Source organism: Acidiphilium acidophilum, assembly GCF_033842475.1.
Taxonomy (GTDB): domain Bacteria; phylum Pseudomonadota; class Alphaproteobacteria; order Acetobacterales; family Acetobacteraceae; genus Acidiphilium; species Acidiphilium acidophilum.
Genome location: NZ_JAWXYB010000018.1, coordinates 2,587,501 through 2,602,320, shown reverse-complemented (window position 1 = coordinate 2,602,320; position 14,820 = coordinate 2,587,501). Strand labels below are relative to the sequence as shown.

14 protein-coding genes (1 of these 14 only partly in view) are annotated in these 14,820 nt (G+C 64.8%); 12 read left to right on the top strand and 2 right to left on the bottom strand.

Translation table 11 applies throughout. The features are described from left to right. The first annotated feature begins 8 nt into the window (after positions 1–8). The 9 genes from SIL87_RS15015 (at position 9) to rsgA (ending at position 10,347) form a co-directional block, all read left to right on the top strand. Positions 9–1,103, top strand: coding sequence for a UDP-N-acetylglucosamine--N-acetylmuramyl-(pentapeptide) pyrophosphoryl-undecaprenol N-acetylglucosamine transferase (locus tag SIL87_RS15015; protein ID WP_319614933.1), 1,095 nt, complete (start codon positions 9–11; stop codon positions 1,101–1,103). Beyond that, complete coding sequence (gene murC, locus SIL87_RS15010) at positions 1,100–2,527, top strand: UDP-N-acetylmuramate--L-alanine ligase (RefSeq protein WP_319614932.1); 1,428 nt, start codon at positions 1,100–1,102, stop codon at positions 2,525–2,527. The genes SIL87_RS15015 and murC overlap by 4 nt, the downstream gene beginning before the upstream one ends. Further along, entirely contained in the window at positions 2,524–3,453 is a 930-nt protein-coding gene (murB, locus tag SIL87_RS15005; RefSeq protein WP_319614931.1) for a UDP-N-acetylmuramate dehydrogenase, read from the top strand. Before murC ends, murB begins: the two co-directional genes overlap by 4 nt. Further along, the gene (locus SIL87_RS15000; protein ID WP_319614930.1) at positions 3,450–4,370 is read left to right on the top strand and encodes a D-alanine--D-alanine ligase; all 921 of its coding nucleotides are present in this window, start codon (positions 3,450–3,452) and stop codon (positions 4,368–4,370) included. Before murB ends, SIL87_RS15000 begins: the two co-directional genes overlap by 4 nt. Further along, complete coding sequence (locus tag SIL87_RS14995; protein ID WP_319614929.1) at positions 4,358–5,224, top strand: cell division protein FtsQ/DivIB; 867 nt, start codon at positions 4,358–4,360, stop codon at positions 5,222–5,224. The genes SIL87_RS15000 and SIL87_RS14995 overlap by 13 nt, the downstream gene beginning before the upstream one ends. 13 nt (positions 5,225–5,237) lie before the next feature. Then, positions 5,238–6,545: a cell division protein FtsA gene (ftsA, locus tag SIL87_RS14990; protein WP_319614928.1), complete on the top strand. Its 1,308-nt coding sequence runs from the start codon at positions 5,238–5,240 to the stop codon at positions 6,543–6,545. A gap of 66 nt (positions 6,546–6,611) precedes the next feature. After that, entirely contained in the window at positions 6,612–8,219 is a 1,608-nt protein-coding gene (ftsZ, locus tag SIL87_RS14985) for a cell division protein FtsZ (protein WP_319614927.1), read from the top strand. Between the two features lie 56 nt (positions 8,220–8,275). Beyond that, positions 8,276–9,103: an ion channel gene (locus SIL87_RS14980; protein WP_319614926.1), complete on the top strand. Its 828-nt coding sequence runs from the start codon at positions 8,276–8,278 to the stop codon at positions 9,101–9,103. Between the two features lie 182 nt (positions 9,104–9,285). Further along, a complete protein-coding gene (gene rsgA / locus SIL87_RS14975; RefSeq protein ID WP_319614925.1) occupies positions 9,286–10,347 on the top strand; it encodes a ribosome small subunit-dependent GTPase A in 1,062 nt (353 codons plus the stop codon). 268 nt (positions 10,348–10,615) lie between these two features. Here rsgA and SIL87_RS14970 read toward each other — a convergent pair whose 3' ends face one another. Beyond that, positions 10,616–11,797 carry an IS256 family transposase gene (locus SIL87_RS14970; protein ID WP_319612316.1) on the bottom strand — a complete coding sequence of 394 codons (1,182 nt, stop codon included), beginning with the start codon at positions 11,795–11,797 and terminating at the stop codon, positions 10,616–10,618. 410 nt (positions 11,798–12,207) lie between these two features. Here SIL87_RS14970 and SIL87_RS14965 point away from each other — a divergent pair, with 410 nt between their 5' ends. The 3 genes from SIL87_RS14965 to SIL87_RS14955 are packed head-to-tail and all read left to right on the top strand — an operon-like array spanning position 12,208 to position 14,520. After that, positions 12,208–12,966: a 3-hydroxybutyrate dehydrogenase gene (locus SIL87_RS14965; protein WP_456304832.1), complete on the top strand. Its 759-nt coding sequence runs from the start codon at positions 12,208–12,210 to the stop codon at positions 12,964–12,966. Further along, positions 12,956–13,555, top strand: a complete 600-nt coding sequence (locus tag SIL87_RS14960) for a D-sedoheptulose-7-phosphate isomerase (RefSeq protein ID WP_319614923.1) — start codon at positions 12,956–12,958, stop codon at positions 13,553–13,555. Before SIL87_RS14965 ends, SIL87_RS14960 begins: the two co-directional genes overlap by 11 nt. Further along, positions 13,552–14,520 carry an NAD-dependent epimerase/dehydratase family protein gene (locus tag SIL87_RS14955; RefSeq protein ID WP_319614922.1) on the top strand — a complete coding sequence of 323 codons (969 nt, stop codon included), beginning with the start codon at positions 13,552–13,554 and terminating at the stop codon, positions 14,518–14,520. The genes SIL87_RS14960 and SIL87_RS14955 overlap by 4 nt, the downstream gene beginning before the upstream one ends. Positions 14,521–14,643: 123 nt before the next feature. Here the strand turns inward: SIL87_RS14955 and SIL87_RS14950 are convergent, their stop codons facing one another. Beyond that, positions 14,644–14,820: the 3' portion of a hypothetical protein gene (locus SIL87_RS14950; RefSeq protein ID WP_319613302.1), read on the bottom strand. Its footprint extends 147 nt past the window's final position; 177 of the gene's 324 nt are visible here — the last part of the coding sequence; its start codon lies off the right edge, out of view — the gene reads right to left on this strand; its stop codon occupies positions 14,644–14,646.

Here is a 14,820-nt window from a genome sequence, read left to right as displayed (position 1 = left end):
GGGGCGCGATGCTGAAACCCATCGTCATTGCGGCGGGCGGTACCGGCGGGCATTTGTTTCCCGCCGAAGCGGTGGCCGATGTGCTGATGCAGCGCGGCGAACGCGTGGTGCTGATGACCGATCAGCGGTCCGGTGCGGTGCAATCCTCGGTGTTCGCCGGGTGCGAGCGCCATGTGCTCGACGGCGCGGGTCTTGCGGGGCGGAGCCCGGCGCGGGTCGTTGCCGGTTTGCGCCAGCTTGCGCGGGGGACCGGTGCCGCGCGGCGTGTGCTCGCGACGCTCGATGCCGCCGCGTTGGTCGGGTTCGGCGGTTATCCTTCGGTGCCGCCGGTGATGGCGACGCTCGGGCTGAAATCCCGCCCGGTGGTGATCCTGCACGACCAGAACGCCATTCTGGGCGGGGCGAACCGTGTGCTCGCGCACTTCGCCGATCATCTTGCGACCAGTTTCATCAAGACCGAGGCGGTGCCGCGTCGGATCAGGACCACGCTGACCGGCAACCCGGTGCGCCCGGCGGTGGTGCAACTGACCGGGGCGCCCTATGCCGCGCCGGTCGATCGGATCGCGCTGCTGGTGCTTGGCGGATCGCTGGGCGCGCGGATTTTCGCGAGCCTGGTTCCCGCCGCGCTGGCCGGATTGCCCGAAGCGCTGCGCCGGCGGATCGACCTCGTCATGCAATGCCCGGAGGCGGAGATCGCGGCGGCGCGGATCGTGCTCGATCGGTCCGGGATCGCTCATACTCTTGCGCCGTTCTTCGCCGATGTCGCGTCGCGGATCGCCGCCGCGCATCTGGTGATCGCCCGTGCCGGCGGATCGACCGTGGCTGAACTGGCGGTGATCGGAAGGCCGGCCCTGTTCATTCCGCTCGCGATCAATGCCGATCAGCGCCATAACGCCGATGCCATCGCCCGCCGGGGTGGCGCGCTCAGGCTCGATCAGGCGGGATTGAGCCCGGAACTCCTGACCCGCGCGATCGAGACGCTAGTGGCCGAGCCGGGCCGGCTTGCGGCGATGGCGGCCGCCGCTGCCGCCTGCGGCATTGCCGATGGCACGCGGCGTCTCGCGGATCTGGTGCAGACCTGTGTGGCGGAGCGTGTGCGATGAGGGCGATGCCGCTCGGAATCGGGATGATCCATTTCGTCGGCATCGGCGGGATTGGCATGTCCGGCATCGCCGAGGTGCTGCATAACCTGGGCTACGCTGTGCAGGGCTCGGATATTTCCGAAAGCCCGAATGTCCAGCGTCTGCGCGCTGCCGGGATCAATGTCGCGATCGGCCATGCCGCGGCCAATCTGGGCACTGCCCAGGTGGTGGTGATCTCGACGGCGGTGCCGCGCGACAATCCCGAGGTTCAGGCCGCGCGCAGCAAGCTGATCCCGGTGGTCCGCCGCGCCGAGATGCTGGCCGAACTGATGCGGCTGCGCTGGTCGGTCGCGATCGGCGGGACCCATGGCAAAACCACGACGACCAGCATCGTCGCCGCCGTGCTCGATGGGGCCGGGCTCGATCCAACCGTGATCAATGGCGGGATCATCAATGCCTACGGCACCAATGCGCGGGTCGGCACCGGGGACTGGATGGTGGTCGAGGCCGATGAGAGCGATGGCAGTTTCCTGCGCCTGCCCTCGGTGATCGCCGTGGTGACCAATATGGACCCCGAGCATCTCGATCATTGGGGGACACGCGAGGCGATGGAGGCGGGCTACCGGCAGTTCGTCGCCAATATTCCATTCTACGGCTTCGCGGTGCTTTGCATCGATCATCCGGCGGTCCAGCAGATGATCCCGGACCTGTCGGATCACCGGTTGATCACCTACGGATTTTCGCCGCAGGCCGATGTGCGCGCCGAGCGGATCATGTCCGACCGCAACGGGGCGACGTTCGAGGTGCGCCTGTCGGACCGGATCGGGGGTAAATCCCGCCGGATGGGGCCGTTCCGTCTGCCGATGCTGGGCAATCATAACGTCTCCAACGCGCTCGCGGCGATCACCATCGGCATCGAGATGGAGGTGCCCGAGGTCGATCTGCGGGCGGCGCTTGCGGGGTTCGGCGGGGTCAAGCGGCGGTTCACCAAGACCGGCGAGGTCGGCGGGGTTACCGTCATCGACGATTACGGCCATCACCCGGTCGAGATCGCGGCGGTGCTGAAGGCGGCGCGGCAGGCTGGCGCGCGCGAGGTGATCGCGGTGGTGCAGCCGCACCGGTTTTCGCGGCTCGCTTCGCTGTTCGAGGATTTCTGCACCTGCATGAACGATGCCGATACCGTCATCGTCGCGGATGTCTATGCCGCCGGGGAGGAGCCGATCGAAGGGATCGACCGGGATGCGCTGATCGATGGTCTGCGGGCGCATCAGCACCGGGCGGTGGTGCCGCTGGCGAGCCCCGATCATCTGGCGGAAATGATCAAGGCGATCGCGCGGACCGGGGATTTCGTGGTCTGTCTGGGTGCGGGCAACATCACCCAATGGGCGCAGGCGTTGCCGGCGCAGTTGCAGGCGCTGTCGCGCGGGCCGGGGGGTGCGCGATGATGGCGGCGGCGATCCGGCACGACTGGCGTGAGACGCTGCCGGCGGCGCGCGGCCGGGTGACCTTCGATGCGCCGTTGGGGGCAAGCACGTGGTTCCGCGTCGGCGGCGCAGCGGAATACCTGCTGCGGCCGCAGGATGACGATGATCTGGCACGGTTTCTGGCCGCGCTCAGCCCGGAACTGCCGGTCACCGTGATCGGGGCGGCGTCCAACCTGATCATTCGCGATGGCGGGATTCCGGGCATCGTGATCCGGCTGGCGCGGGGGTTCGGCGATGTCGCGATCGAGGCGGACGGGCTGGTCGCCGGGGCGGCAGCGCTCGATGTCACCATCGCCGATCATGCGGCGGCGGCGGGGTTGGGCGGGCTCGAATTTCTATCGGGCATTCCGGGGTCGCTTGGCGGTGCCATCGCGATGAATGCGGGCGCCTATGGCGGTGAGATCAGGGACGTGCTGGACTGGGCCGAGATCGTCGGGCGCGATGGCAGCATCAACCGGCTCAGCGCGGCGGATCTTGCCTTGTCCTATCGTCACGCGACGCTCCCGCCCGGGGGCATCGTGCTGCGGGTGCGCCTGTTCGCCCATCCCGATGAGCCGGTGGCGATCGCGGCACGGATGGCCGCGATCAAGGCCAATCGCGAGGCGAGCCAGCCGATCCGTGCGCGTACCGGCGGGTCGACCTTTCGCAATCCCGATGGCCACAAGGCCTGGCAGCTGATTGATCAGGCGGGATGCCGGGGCATGGTGATCGGTGATGCGCAGGTATCGGAAAAGCACTGCAATTTCCTGATCAATCGTGGGGCGGCGACGGCTGCGGATCTGGAGGCGCTGGGCGATGCGGTGCGTGCGCGGGTTCTGGCGGAAACCGGTATCGAACTGCGCTGGGAAATCAGGCGGCTCGGCGTGAAGCCGGGGGGCGCGCGATGAGCGGCGGTGGCATCAAGCGGGTGGCTGTGTTGTTCGGGGGGATTTCCGCCGAACGCGAGGTCAGTCTCGCCTCCGGGCAACAGGTGATCGCGGCGCTGAACTCGGCAGGGTACGATGTGCTGCCGATCCTGGTCGGTGCCGATCTCGGCGCGGTGATCGCGGCCCTGACGCCGCCGCCCGATGCGGTGTTCAATGCCCTGCACGGACGGTTCGGCGAGGATGGCACGATTCAGGGCGTGCTCGATTATATGGGGATACCCTACACCCATTCCGGGGTTCGGGCGTCTGCCATGGCGATGGATAAATCGGTGGCCAAGGCCGCTTTCGCCGCAGCCGGCCTGCCGCTGGCGCAGCACCGGATCGTGCCGCGCGACGAACTCGCCGAGGCCGATCCGCTGCCGCGTCCCTACGTGCTCAAGCCGGTGAACGAGGGGTCTTCGGTGGGCGTGTTCATCATTCGCAACGGCGATAACCGTCGTGCCGATATCGCGCGCGACTGGCCGTTCGGGGACGCCGTGATGGCCGAGGAATATATCGCGGGGCGCGAACTCACGGTCGCGGTGCTCGAAGGGCGGGCGCTCGCGGTGACGGAAATCCGGGCTGACGGCTTCTATGACTATAACGCCAAATATTCCGAAGGCGGGTCGCGCCACGATATTCCCGCGCGGGTCGCGCCTTCGGTGACGGAGCGGGCCAAGGATGCCGCGGTGGCGGCGCATCGCGCGCTCGGGTGCCGGGGTGCGAGCCGGGCCGATTTCCGCTACGACGACGAGACCGACCGGCTGGTTCTGCTGGAGGTGAATACCCAGCCGGGCCTGACGCCGACCTCGTTGCTGCCGGAGCAGGCGGCGCATTGCGGCATGGATTTCCCGGCACTCTGCGCCTGGATGGTGGAGCACGCCGCATGTCGAGTGTGAAAACCCGCAAGCCGAAAATCCAGGATCGTCCGAGTGCGCGGACCCTGTTGCTGCGGCGGTTCCGCAAGTCGGGCAAGCCGGCCCTGATCGGGGCGATCGTGATCGTGGTGCTGGTGGTCGTGCCGCTCGGCGTGCGCGGCATCACCGCGCTGTTCAGGCCGGTTCATGCCGGATTCGCCGATTTGATGGCCGATGGCGGGATGCGGGTCGCGCATATCGAGATCGACGGGGCGACCACGACGCCGCGCGTGGCGGTGGAGCGCGCGCTCGGGGTTCGCCACGGTATGCCGATCCTGGGATTTTCGCCCGAAGCCGCGGCACGGCGGATTGCTGCTCTCGGCGCGGTGCGCAGCGCCACGGTGGAACGCATCCTGCCTGATACCATCAGGGTCGAGGTGGTCGAGCGCCGGCCTGTTGCGATCTGGCAGGAGCCGGATAATCGTTTTGCCCTGATCGGGCCGGATGGCACGGTGCTCGACGGGCATGATGCCGCCGCTGCCCGCGCCCATGATCCGGACCTGCCGCTTCTGGTTGGCGCCGGGGTGCCCGGACACGCCGCGGCCTTACTGGCATTGCTCAAGCGGTATCCGGCGATCGCGAAACATGTCGTGGCTGCCGAACGGATCGATGATCTGCGCTGGAACCTGCTGCTGCGCGATCACACCACGATCAAGCTGCCCGATCAGCACGAAGGGGCGGCGATGGCCCGGCTGGTGGAGGCGGAGGATCGGATCAAGCTGCTGGAGCGCCCGGTTCGCACCATCGATCTGCGTCTCGCCGACCGCCTCGTGGTGCGCCCTTATCCCAAGGGTTTCATCACCGACGCTGCCGCCGCGCCCGGCCACCCGTCATGAAAAGGAATTCAGCGTGAACGACATGGCCCGCCGCACCGCCTTGCCGCCGCAGAAGGGGGATTCGCGGCCCGATACCGCGCGACCCCGGCCCATGCGCTCCGGCCCGTTCGGCGTGCTCGATATCGGCTCGACCAAGATCGCCTGCCTGATCGGGCGCGCGGACTCCGATGGGCGGCTGCGCGCGCTCGGCTTCGGCTGGCAGAAGGGCAGGGGGATCAAATCCGGCGGGATCGTCGATCTCGACGAGGCGGAACGCGCGATCCGGGCCGCCGTGGGGACCGCCGAGGATCAGGCCGACATGCGGCTCAAATCGGTCATCGTGAACCTGTCGTGTGGGCAGCCGGAATCGCGCCTGTTCAACGTGCAATGGCCGATCGACGGCAGGGCGGTGACCGGGGACGACATTCGCCGCGTGGTGCGCGAGGCGCGGGCGCGGGCGGCCTCCGAGGGGCGCGGCACGATCCATGCGCTGCCGCTGAACTTCGCGACCGACGAGACCGGTGGGGTTGCCGATCCGCGCGGGCTGTACTGCGATACGCTGACCTCGCAGCTCCATGTGATCGACGCGGCGACCACCGCGATCAAGAGCCTCACCGCCTGCCTCGAACGCTGCGAGCTTGAAATCTCGGGCATGGTGTCCGCGCCCTTCGCCTCGGGGCTAGCGACCCTGGTGGAAGATGAGCGCGAACTCGGTGCCACCGTGATTGACATGGGCGGCGGCACCACCACGATTTCGGTTTTTGCCGAGAACCATCTGCTGCACACTGCGCAATTGCCGATCGGCGGCATTCACGTCACCAACGATGTCGCGCGGTTGCTTTCGACTCAGGTTGCCCATGCGGAGCGGTTGAAAACCCTGTACGGCACCTGCCAGGAAAGCCCGGACGATGCCCGCGAACTCCTGCCGGTGCCGATGGTGGGCGAGGCGGAGCACCAGATTTCGAAGGTACCGCGCAGCGCACTGGTCTCGATCATCCGGCCACGCCTTGAGGAGATTTTCGAGCTGGCGCGCGACCGGATCGAAACCTCCGGACTCGGCCGCGCTGCCGGGGCGCGGGTCGTGCTCACCGGCGGGGCGGCGCAACTGGTTGGCGCGCGGGAACTGGCCGCGCATATCCTCAACCGTCAGGTTCGTCTCGGCCGGCCGTTCGGGGTGATCGGCCTGCCCGATGCCGCGACCGGGCCGAATTTCGCAACGTTGATCGGGCTGCTCGCTTTTGCCACCGGCGATGGCCAAACCCTGCACGATCTCGATTTCACCGCCGAAAGCCCGACCGGGATTATCGGCGGTATCATTGCTTTCCTCAAACGGCGCCTCTGAGATGACGCGCTCCAACCCTCCCCTTTTCGCAAAACGCTCAACGCCCGCCTGCCAGGAGATGCAGCCATGACTCTCAACCTCACCATCCAGAAGACCAGCCACACCGATTTCACCCCCCGGATCACGGTGATCGGTGTCGGCGGCGGCGGGACCAATGCGGTCAACAACATGATCGCGCTGAATCTGCCGGGCGTCGATTTCGTGGTCGCGAATACCGATGCGCAGCAGCTGCTTCTCTCGCGCGCGGAACGGCGCATTCAGCTCGGGCCGCACATCACCCAGGGCAACGGCGCGGGGGGCCGGCCCGAAGTGGGCAAGGCCTCCGCCGAGGAAGCCGCCGAGGATCTCGCCCGCCATCTCGATGGCGCGCACATGGTGTTCATCACCGCCGGCATGGGTGGGGGCACCGGAACCGGGGCCGCGCCGGTGATCGCGCGGATGGCGCGGGAGCGCGGGATTCTGACGGTCGGCGTCGTGACCAAGCCGTTCTCGTTCGAGGGGCGGCGGCGGCTGAAATCGGCCGATGAGGGCATCACCGAGCTGCAGAACTACGTCGATACCCTGATCGTCATTCCGAACCAGAACCTGTTCAAGGTGGCGAACGAGCGCACCGGCTGGAAGGAAGCCTTCGAGATGGCCGACCATGTGCTCTACATGGGTGTGCGCGGCGTGACCGACCTGATGGTGGTGCCGGGCATGGTCAATCTCGACTACGCCGATATTCGTTCGGTGATGTCGGAAATGGGCAAGGCGATGATGGGCACCGGCGAGGCCGAGGGCGAGGATCGCGCGATCCGCGCCGCCGAGGCCGCGATTTCCAACCCGCTGCTCGAAGATACCAATATGAAGGGTGCGCGCGGGCTGCTGATCAACATCACCGGCGGTTCGGACCTGACCTTGTTCGAACTCGACCAGGCGGCCAACCGCATTCGCGAGGAAGTGGATGAGGACGCCAACATCATGGTCGGCATGGCGCTCGATGAAAATCTCGGCGGGCGGGTGCGGATTTCCGTCGTGGCGACCGGGATCGATTCAGCCGCACCGGCGCAGTCGGAACGGCCGAAACTCGTGGCGATGGGCGGCGGCGGCATGATGGCCGATGCGGTTGCGACGACCCATGCCGGTGCGACCCATCAGCCGCCGGTTCTGAACGTGGTACCGGCTCAGCCGATGTCCCCGCATTCGCAGCCGCAGCCGCAGCATCATCAGCCGCAGCCGATGCAGCCCCAGGCACCGCAGTTTGCGGCCCATGCGTCCCAGCCGCAGACGATGACCCAGGCGATGCCTCAGGCCGAGCCGCCGATGCGCGCCCCGATTTCCGCGCCCGCCGCCTATCGCGACGCACCGCGCAACCCGGCCGAGCCGGCGCGCAAGGCGAGCCTGTTCAGCCGGATGACCAATGGGTTCCGAGGTGCGGTCGCACCGCAGCCGATGGCGAATGAATATCAGCGTCCGGAAGCCCAGGCGCAGACCTATGCGATGCCGCAGGAGGCGGCACCCCAACACTATCAGGCACCTGCTCCCCAGGCCGCCCCCGCGCAATACGCAGCCCCGGCACCGCATGCACAACCGGCACCGATCCAGCAGGGCGAGCCGCGCCCGGCCGTGCGCCTCGCGCATAACGAGGAGATCGGGATCGATATTCCTGCGTTCCTCCGTCGCCAGCAGTCCTGACCACCCGCACGAACCGAAGGCGTCGGCGTAACCCGCCGGCGCCGTTCTCGGCGGAAATGCTGCGGCGGATCGAGCGGCGCGGTCTGGCGCGGCTCGGGTTGTCCGATCTGTTCTACGCGCTGATGACGATGCGGGTGATCGCACTGCTCGGGCTGATGGCGCTCGGCATCGCGCTGATGAACCTGGCGTTCGGGACGGTCTACTGGCTGATCGGCGGTATCGGCGGGGCGCGTCCCGGTGATTACGGCGACGCGGTATTCTTCTCGGTGCAGACGTTTTCGACGACCGGTTACGGTGTGCTCTACCCCAAGACGGTGCTCGCCAATTCGGTTGCCAGCGTCGAGATCATCATCGGTCTGCTGTCGACCGCCCTTGCCACCGGCCTGCTCTTCGCCCGCCTCTCGCGTCCACAGGCGCGCGTCATGTTTTCCCGACTTGCGGTGATCCACGAGATCGGCGGGGTTCCGACCCTTTCCTTCCGGGTGGCCAACCGGCGGCGCAACGCGCTGACCAATGCGGAAATGACGATTTCGATCCTGCGCGATGAAGTCGAGCCCGAAGGCGGGAATACGCGGCGCCTGATCGACCTCGATCTGGTCCGCACCCGCACACCGGCGCTCGCTCTTTCATGGTCGGTGATGCATCGGATCACCGAAACCAGCCCGCTTCACGGACTCGCCGCCGACGATCTCGCGGCGGCGCACTGGGTGTTCATTTGTGTGCTCACCGGCCTCGACGATACGCTTTTATCCACGGTTGCCGCCCGTCACATCTATAATTTCAGCGATATCAAGTTTGGCAGCCGGTTCGCGGATATCTTCGACCGCGCCCCCGACGGCAGTTTTGCCATCGACTACACGAAATTCCACGAGATTGAAGAATGACCTCGACAGATCGGCCCCAATGGTCCACTGAAGAGCCAGGGCACTCGGTCAGAAGGAGGGCATCATGACAGTCATTGTGGATCGCCCCGGCGCAAATCGCGCCAATTCGCCCCGCGCCTGACGAGCACCTTCCCGGATCATCAGGCCCGATTGCGACTTCCAGCACACGGAGCCTGATCGTCATGGACGATATCGACCATCTGGGATGGAGCCCCGCGCTCGCCCGTGCCTTTGCCGAAACCGCCGAACCTGGCCAGATTGCCGGCCGGATCATCGCTCATCATCGCGGGCATTACGAACTCGCATGCACCGGGGCCACGCTGCGTGCCCAGTGCGCCGGTCGCATGCATCATCACGATGCGGGTTATGGCCTGCCGGTCGTGGGTGACTTCGTGATTGCCCGGATCGAGGCCGGTGCCGCCACGATCGACGCGATCCTGCCGCGCCGCACCAAATTCGCCCGTGCCGTCGGTGATCTGACCCGGCACGACGTCGCGCGGGGCGAACAGATCATTGCGGCCAACATCGACTACGTGTTCATCGTGACCGGGGCTGATGCGGATTTCTCGGTCAGGCGGCTCGAACGTCTGCTCGGCGCGGCATTCGGGTCCGGTGCGGTGCCTTTGATCGTGGTGACCAAGACCGATCTGGGTCTGGCCGCGCCGATGATCGTGCAACTCGCGTTGGAAGCTCCGGGGGTCGCTGTCCATCAGGTTTCGAACCGGACGGGCGAGGGCATTCCCGCGCTTCGGGCGCTGATCGGGCCGGGGCAGACGGCGCTTCTGGTTGGATCGTCCGGTGTCGGGAAATCGAGCCTGGTCAATCGCCTGCTGGGGTATGAGCGTCAGGCGACGTCGATCACGGATGATAATGGTCGCGGTCGTCACACCACCACCAGCCGCGATCTGTTCCTGCTCGATGGTGGAGGCATGATCCTCGATACGCCGGGGATCCGCGCGATCACGCAGTGGCAGCCGGAAGGGCTGGACGATGCGTTCACCGACATCACGGTACTCGCAGCACAGTGCCGCTTTTCCGATTGTCGGCATGAGGCGGAGCCCGGCTGTGCCGTGCGCGAGGCGATCGAGGATGGCAGGATCGAAGCGCGGCGACTGGCTGACTACGTCAAACTCAATCGCGAAATGGCCTATCTTGAGCGACGCGGCGACAAGCGCGCGGAAGCGGCGGTGAAGCGGCAGTGGCGGGAGCAGACCCGTGCCAATCGACGGCGACCGATTTCCTGAGCCGGGTATTCACGATGTCGTGAATAAATTTATTTTGTAATGCTGCATCTGAAGGATGGTTCGCACCGTTTTAGCAAGCGACGGGACCATTGTTCGGCTTGCAGGGTCTACTCAGTATCATCGCGTGTCTGATGATTATGGGGTTTGTAAACCGGATCTTGGTAAAGTTGCGGGTAGAATGATGCCCGCCGGTAGCGATGAATTTTCCGGGGCGGACCGATGGGGAGGATTGAGCAACCTGATGTCTGGAAAATAGGGCGAGCGGGGGTCAGGCATCCTGGTAGTCCCACTTGATGTAGCCCTTGGTGTCGGCGGCCCATTTTTCATCGATTTCGACGAGGACGGCGCTGACGAGGCGTTCGAGGGAGGCTTCGTTGGGGAAGACCCTGATTTTGGTGGTGCGGCGTTTGAGTTCCTGCTGGATGCCGCGTTCCATGGGGTTGGAAGTGCGAAGCCGGCGCTGGTGGGGTTCTGGCAGTGTGAAGACGGTGAGGCCTTCGGGGATATTTCGTTCGAGCCAATCGGCGAGCTTTGGTGCGGTGTCGCGATAGGCATTGACGAGGGTTGTGAGAGCGATCTGGGCAGCGGCGAGGGAATTTGCGTTCCAGACGGTCCGGAGTTCTGCGCCGATGCGTTTGCGGATGGCGTGGTTGGGGGCGTGGTGGATGGCGTTTTGGGCGAGGTGGAACTGGCATCGTTGCCAGTGTGCGGCGCCGAAGACGGCGCGGCGTGCGGCGTGCAATCCGGCATGGTCATCGGAGACGATGAATTCGACGCCTCGCAGGCCACGCTGATGGAGGCTTTCGAGGAAGGCACGCCAATGGACTTCGGCCTCGGAAAGGGCGACCGAGACGCCGAGGACACGGCGGCGTTCATCGGGTCCGATGCCGATGGCCGAGAGCACGGCGGCATCGCGGACGACGCCATTATCGCGCATTTTTTCATATCTGGCGTCGAGGATGAGGTAGCGGATCTCGGCGAGGGGTCGGGTGCGCCAGGCGGCGAGTTCGTCATCGAGCAGCTTGCTGGCGCGGCTGACCTGAGCGGAGGAGAGGCTTTCGATGCCGAATTCGCGCATGACGGCCTCGACGTCGCGGGTGGAGACGCCTTTGATGTACATTTCGGCGACGGCGACCATGACGGCGCGGACCGAGCGTCGGCCGCGTTCGAGGGACTGTGGGTAGAAGGGTTCGCCCACGTGACCGGCGGTTTTGGGGACATCGACGGTGATCGACCCGGCCGGGGTATCGATCCGCTTGGGCTTGTAGCCATTGGCGTAACCCTGACGATCGGGGTTGCGCTCGTAGTGACTGGCGTGGAGGAAGCGTTCGCGCTCGATCTGCATGGCGAGTTCGAAGGTCCTGGCAAATACCGTGGCGATATCGCCTGCGCCGTTTTCGATCAGATGTTCCAAAAGTGCCTCGATAATCGTATCCTTTTTGGCGTCCATTCATCGGTCTCCATGTTGGTGTGAACAACTGCATGGAATACCAGAATGAACAGCCCTTGCCGGGGCATGCCCCGGCAAGGGCACCAACTCCCAACCCAAAATGAATTTCCAGACGTCAGGTTACACCACCATGGGGAGCAGCGCATTGCAGTCTTCATCGGTTGATCTCGGAGCAACGGATCAGACGCGACGCCGCGTAGTGATGCCGTAACATCAGGGCGTTGTCTGACTGGCGCGGGATTCCCCCACCCCCGCAGCCACGTGGAGCCAGCGATCAATTAAGGTCGCTGGCTCTTTTTTCTTATGGTTGTCCTGCGGTTTGCCGGCTTGATGGCAGGCGGAGCTTGGCTCAGAACGGCGGTTGAACCTGAAGGGGTACCGACGTGAGTTTGACCGGAAAAGTTGCCTTGGTGACAGGCTCGACCAGCGGGATCGGGCTTGGCATTGCGAGATCGCTGGCGCAGGCGGGAGCATCCGTGGTGCTGAACGGGTTTGGCGATGCCGCCGAAATCGAACGAGTGCGTGGCGAGCTTGCGGCAATTGCGGGTGGTCGGGTGCGGTATCATGCTGCCGACGTCTCGCAGGCGGCGGCTGTCGCCGAACTGGTCGAGTTTTGCGAAACAGAATTCGGTTCGCTCGATATTCTGGTGAATAATGCCGGCATTCAGCATGTCGCGCCGATCGAATCGTTTCCCGAGGAGCGCTGGAGCGCGATCATCGCCCTCAATCTTTCCGCCGTGTTTCATGGGATGAAATTCGCCTTGCCGGCGATGAAACGGCGGCGGTGGGGCAGGGTGATCAACATCGCATCGGCCCATGGCCTGGTCGGCAGTGCTGGAAAGATTGCTTATGTCGCGGCCAAGCACGGCGTCATCGGCGCCACCAAGGTTGCCGCGATCGAATGTGCGAATGAGGGGATCACGGTGAACGCGATCTGTCCCGGTTGGGTTCTGACGCCATTGGTGGAAGCCCAGATCGCGGCACGTGCTGCTGCGAACGGGACCAGCGTTGCCGCCGAGTCGGCTGCGCTGCTGGCCGAAAAACAACCGATGCTGGCGTTCACCACACCCGAGAAGATCGGTGCGTTCTGCGTTTTCCTCTGCTCGGATGCCGCCGACACCATGACCGGTGACGCATTGTCGATCGATGGAGGATGGATTGCGCAGTGAAGCGGCCGAGGCGGCGCATATCGCCCGGTCGCTCGACCGGTCGGCGGCGCTGAAACGCGAACTGGGGCGTGATTCCGGCGCAATCATCGCGATCGTCGATCTCTGCGAGACCGCTTTGCGTCATGGGCACAAGTTGTTGTTCTGCGGCAATGGCGGGTCGGCCGCGGATTCCCAGCATCTCGCGACCGAGTTGTTGATACGGTTACGCGGCTCGGTTGCCCGGAATTCGTGGCCGGCGATTGCCTTGACGCTCGATCCGGCAGTGCTGACCGCTGCGGGAAATGATTTCGGGTTCGAGGAAGTGTTCGCGCGTCCCCTTTCGGGATTGGGGTCAGCGGGTGATGTGTTGTTCGGGATCACCACCTCCGGTCGGTCGCCTTCGGTGATCCGGGCGTTGGAGGTAGCGCGGACAATGCAGATCAGCACGGTCGGGCTGCTCGGCGGCGATGGTGGCGCGGCGGCTGCGCTGTGCGACCGGATGATCGTGGTGCCCGATGACGAGACGATGCGCATTCAGGAATGCCATATCACCCTCGGCCATATTATTCTCGAATTGCTGGAAGATCGTCTGACCGGGTCGGGCGGATGAATATTCTGATCACCGGCGTTGCCGGCTTTATCGGCTTCCATGTCGCCCGAGCTTTGCTGGCGCGGGGTGACTTCGTGGTAGGCGTCGATAATTGCAACGATTATTACGATGTGCGGCTTAAGCAGGCCCGGCTGGCCCAGCTGCAGTCCTCCCCGCGCTTCGCATTCCGGGCGATCGACATCACCGACCACGTCGCGCTGGGTGAAGTGGCGGCGACCTCCGAGGTTATTGTGCATCTGGCGGCACAGGCGGGGGTTCGTTACTCGATCGACAATCCGTTCGCTTACGCGGCCTCAAACCTGACCGGGCATTTGTCGGTGCTGGAGGTAGCGCGGCATGCTCCGCGGCTCGAACATCTGATTTATGCCAGTTCCTCGTCGGTTTATGGTGCGGGATCCGCCTTGCCCTACAGCGAGTTGGCTCGCGCCGACCTACCGCAATCGCTCTACGCGGCCACTAAACGGGCCGATGAGATGATGAGTGTGGCTTATAGTCATCTGTACGGGTTGCGGCAGACCGGTCTGCGGTTTTTTACGGTCTACGGGCCATGGGGGCGCCCCGATATGGCATATTTCGGATTTGCCGAAGCCATGATGGAGAGGCGGCCGATCACCCTTTATGAAGGGGGACGACTCAAGCGCGATTTCACATTCATCGAGGATATCGTGACCGGCGTGCTCGGCGTTGTCGACCGGCCAGCGACCGAGATGGGGGAGCATCGTCTGTTCAACATCGGCAATCACCGGTCGGAGCTGGTGATCGATCTGGTTGCTCTGCTGGAGTCCGAACTCGGGTGTCGCGCGTTGATTCGCGACACGCCGCGGCCGGCCGCCGATCCGATCGAGACATGTGCGGACATCCAAGCCCTCAACGCGCTGACCGGTTTCACTCCCAAAACCACGCTTGCTCAGGGGATTCCGCTTTTTGTTCGCTGGTTTCACGATTGGCGGGCAATAAGGGGTTGACGGCGTAAGCTGGCTGTAATAGATCAGTCACATCGGCGGCGGCGTCTTATGTTTTCGCTGATGCTAAAGTTTTCGGCGGGATCAAAGGTCCCGTCGTTTTGTTCTTTGAGGTTTGTGAATAGGCTAGGAAGGGATACGTTGGTGGCGTTTGGCTGCTGGCTGGATTGCTGGGTCTGAGAGGGCTTGGTGGTATGGTTGGTAGTGATTGCTGTGTTTGGGTTTAGGCTTGGGCATGGTGGTGGTTGATTTGGGTTGATTGGTGGCTGGGTTTGGATCTGGTTTCATTGATTGGTTCTGATG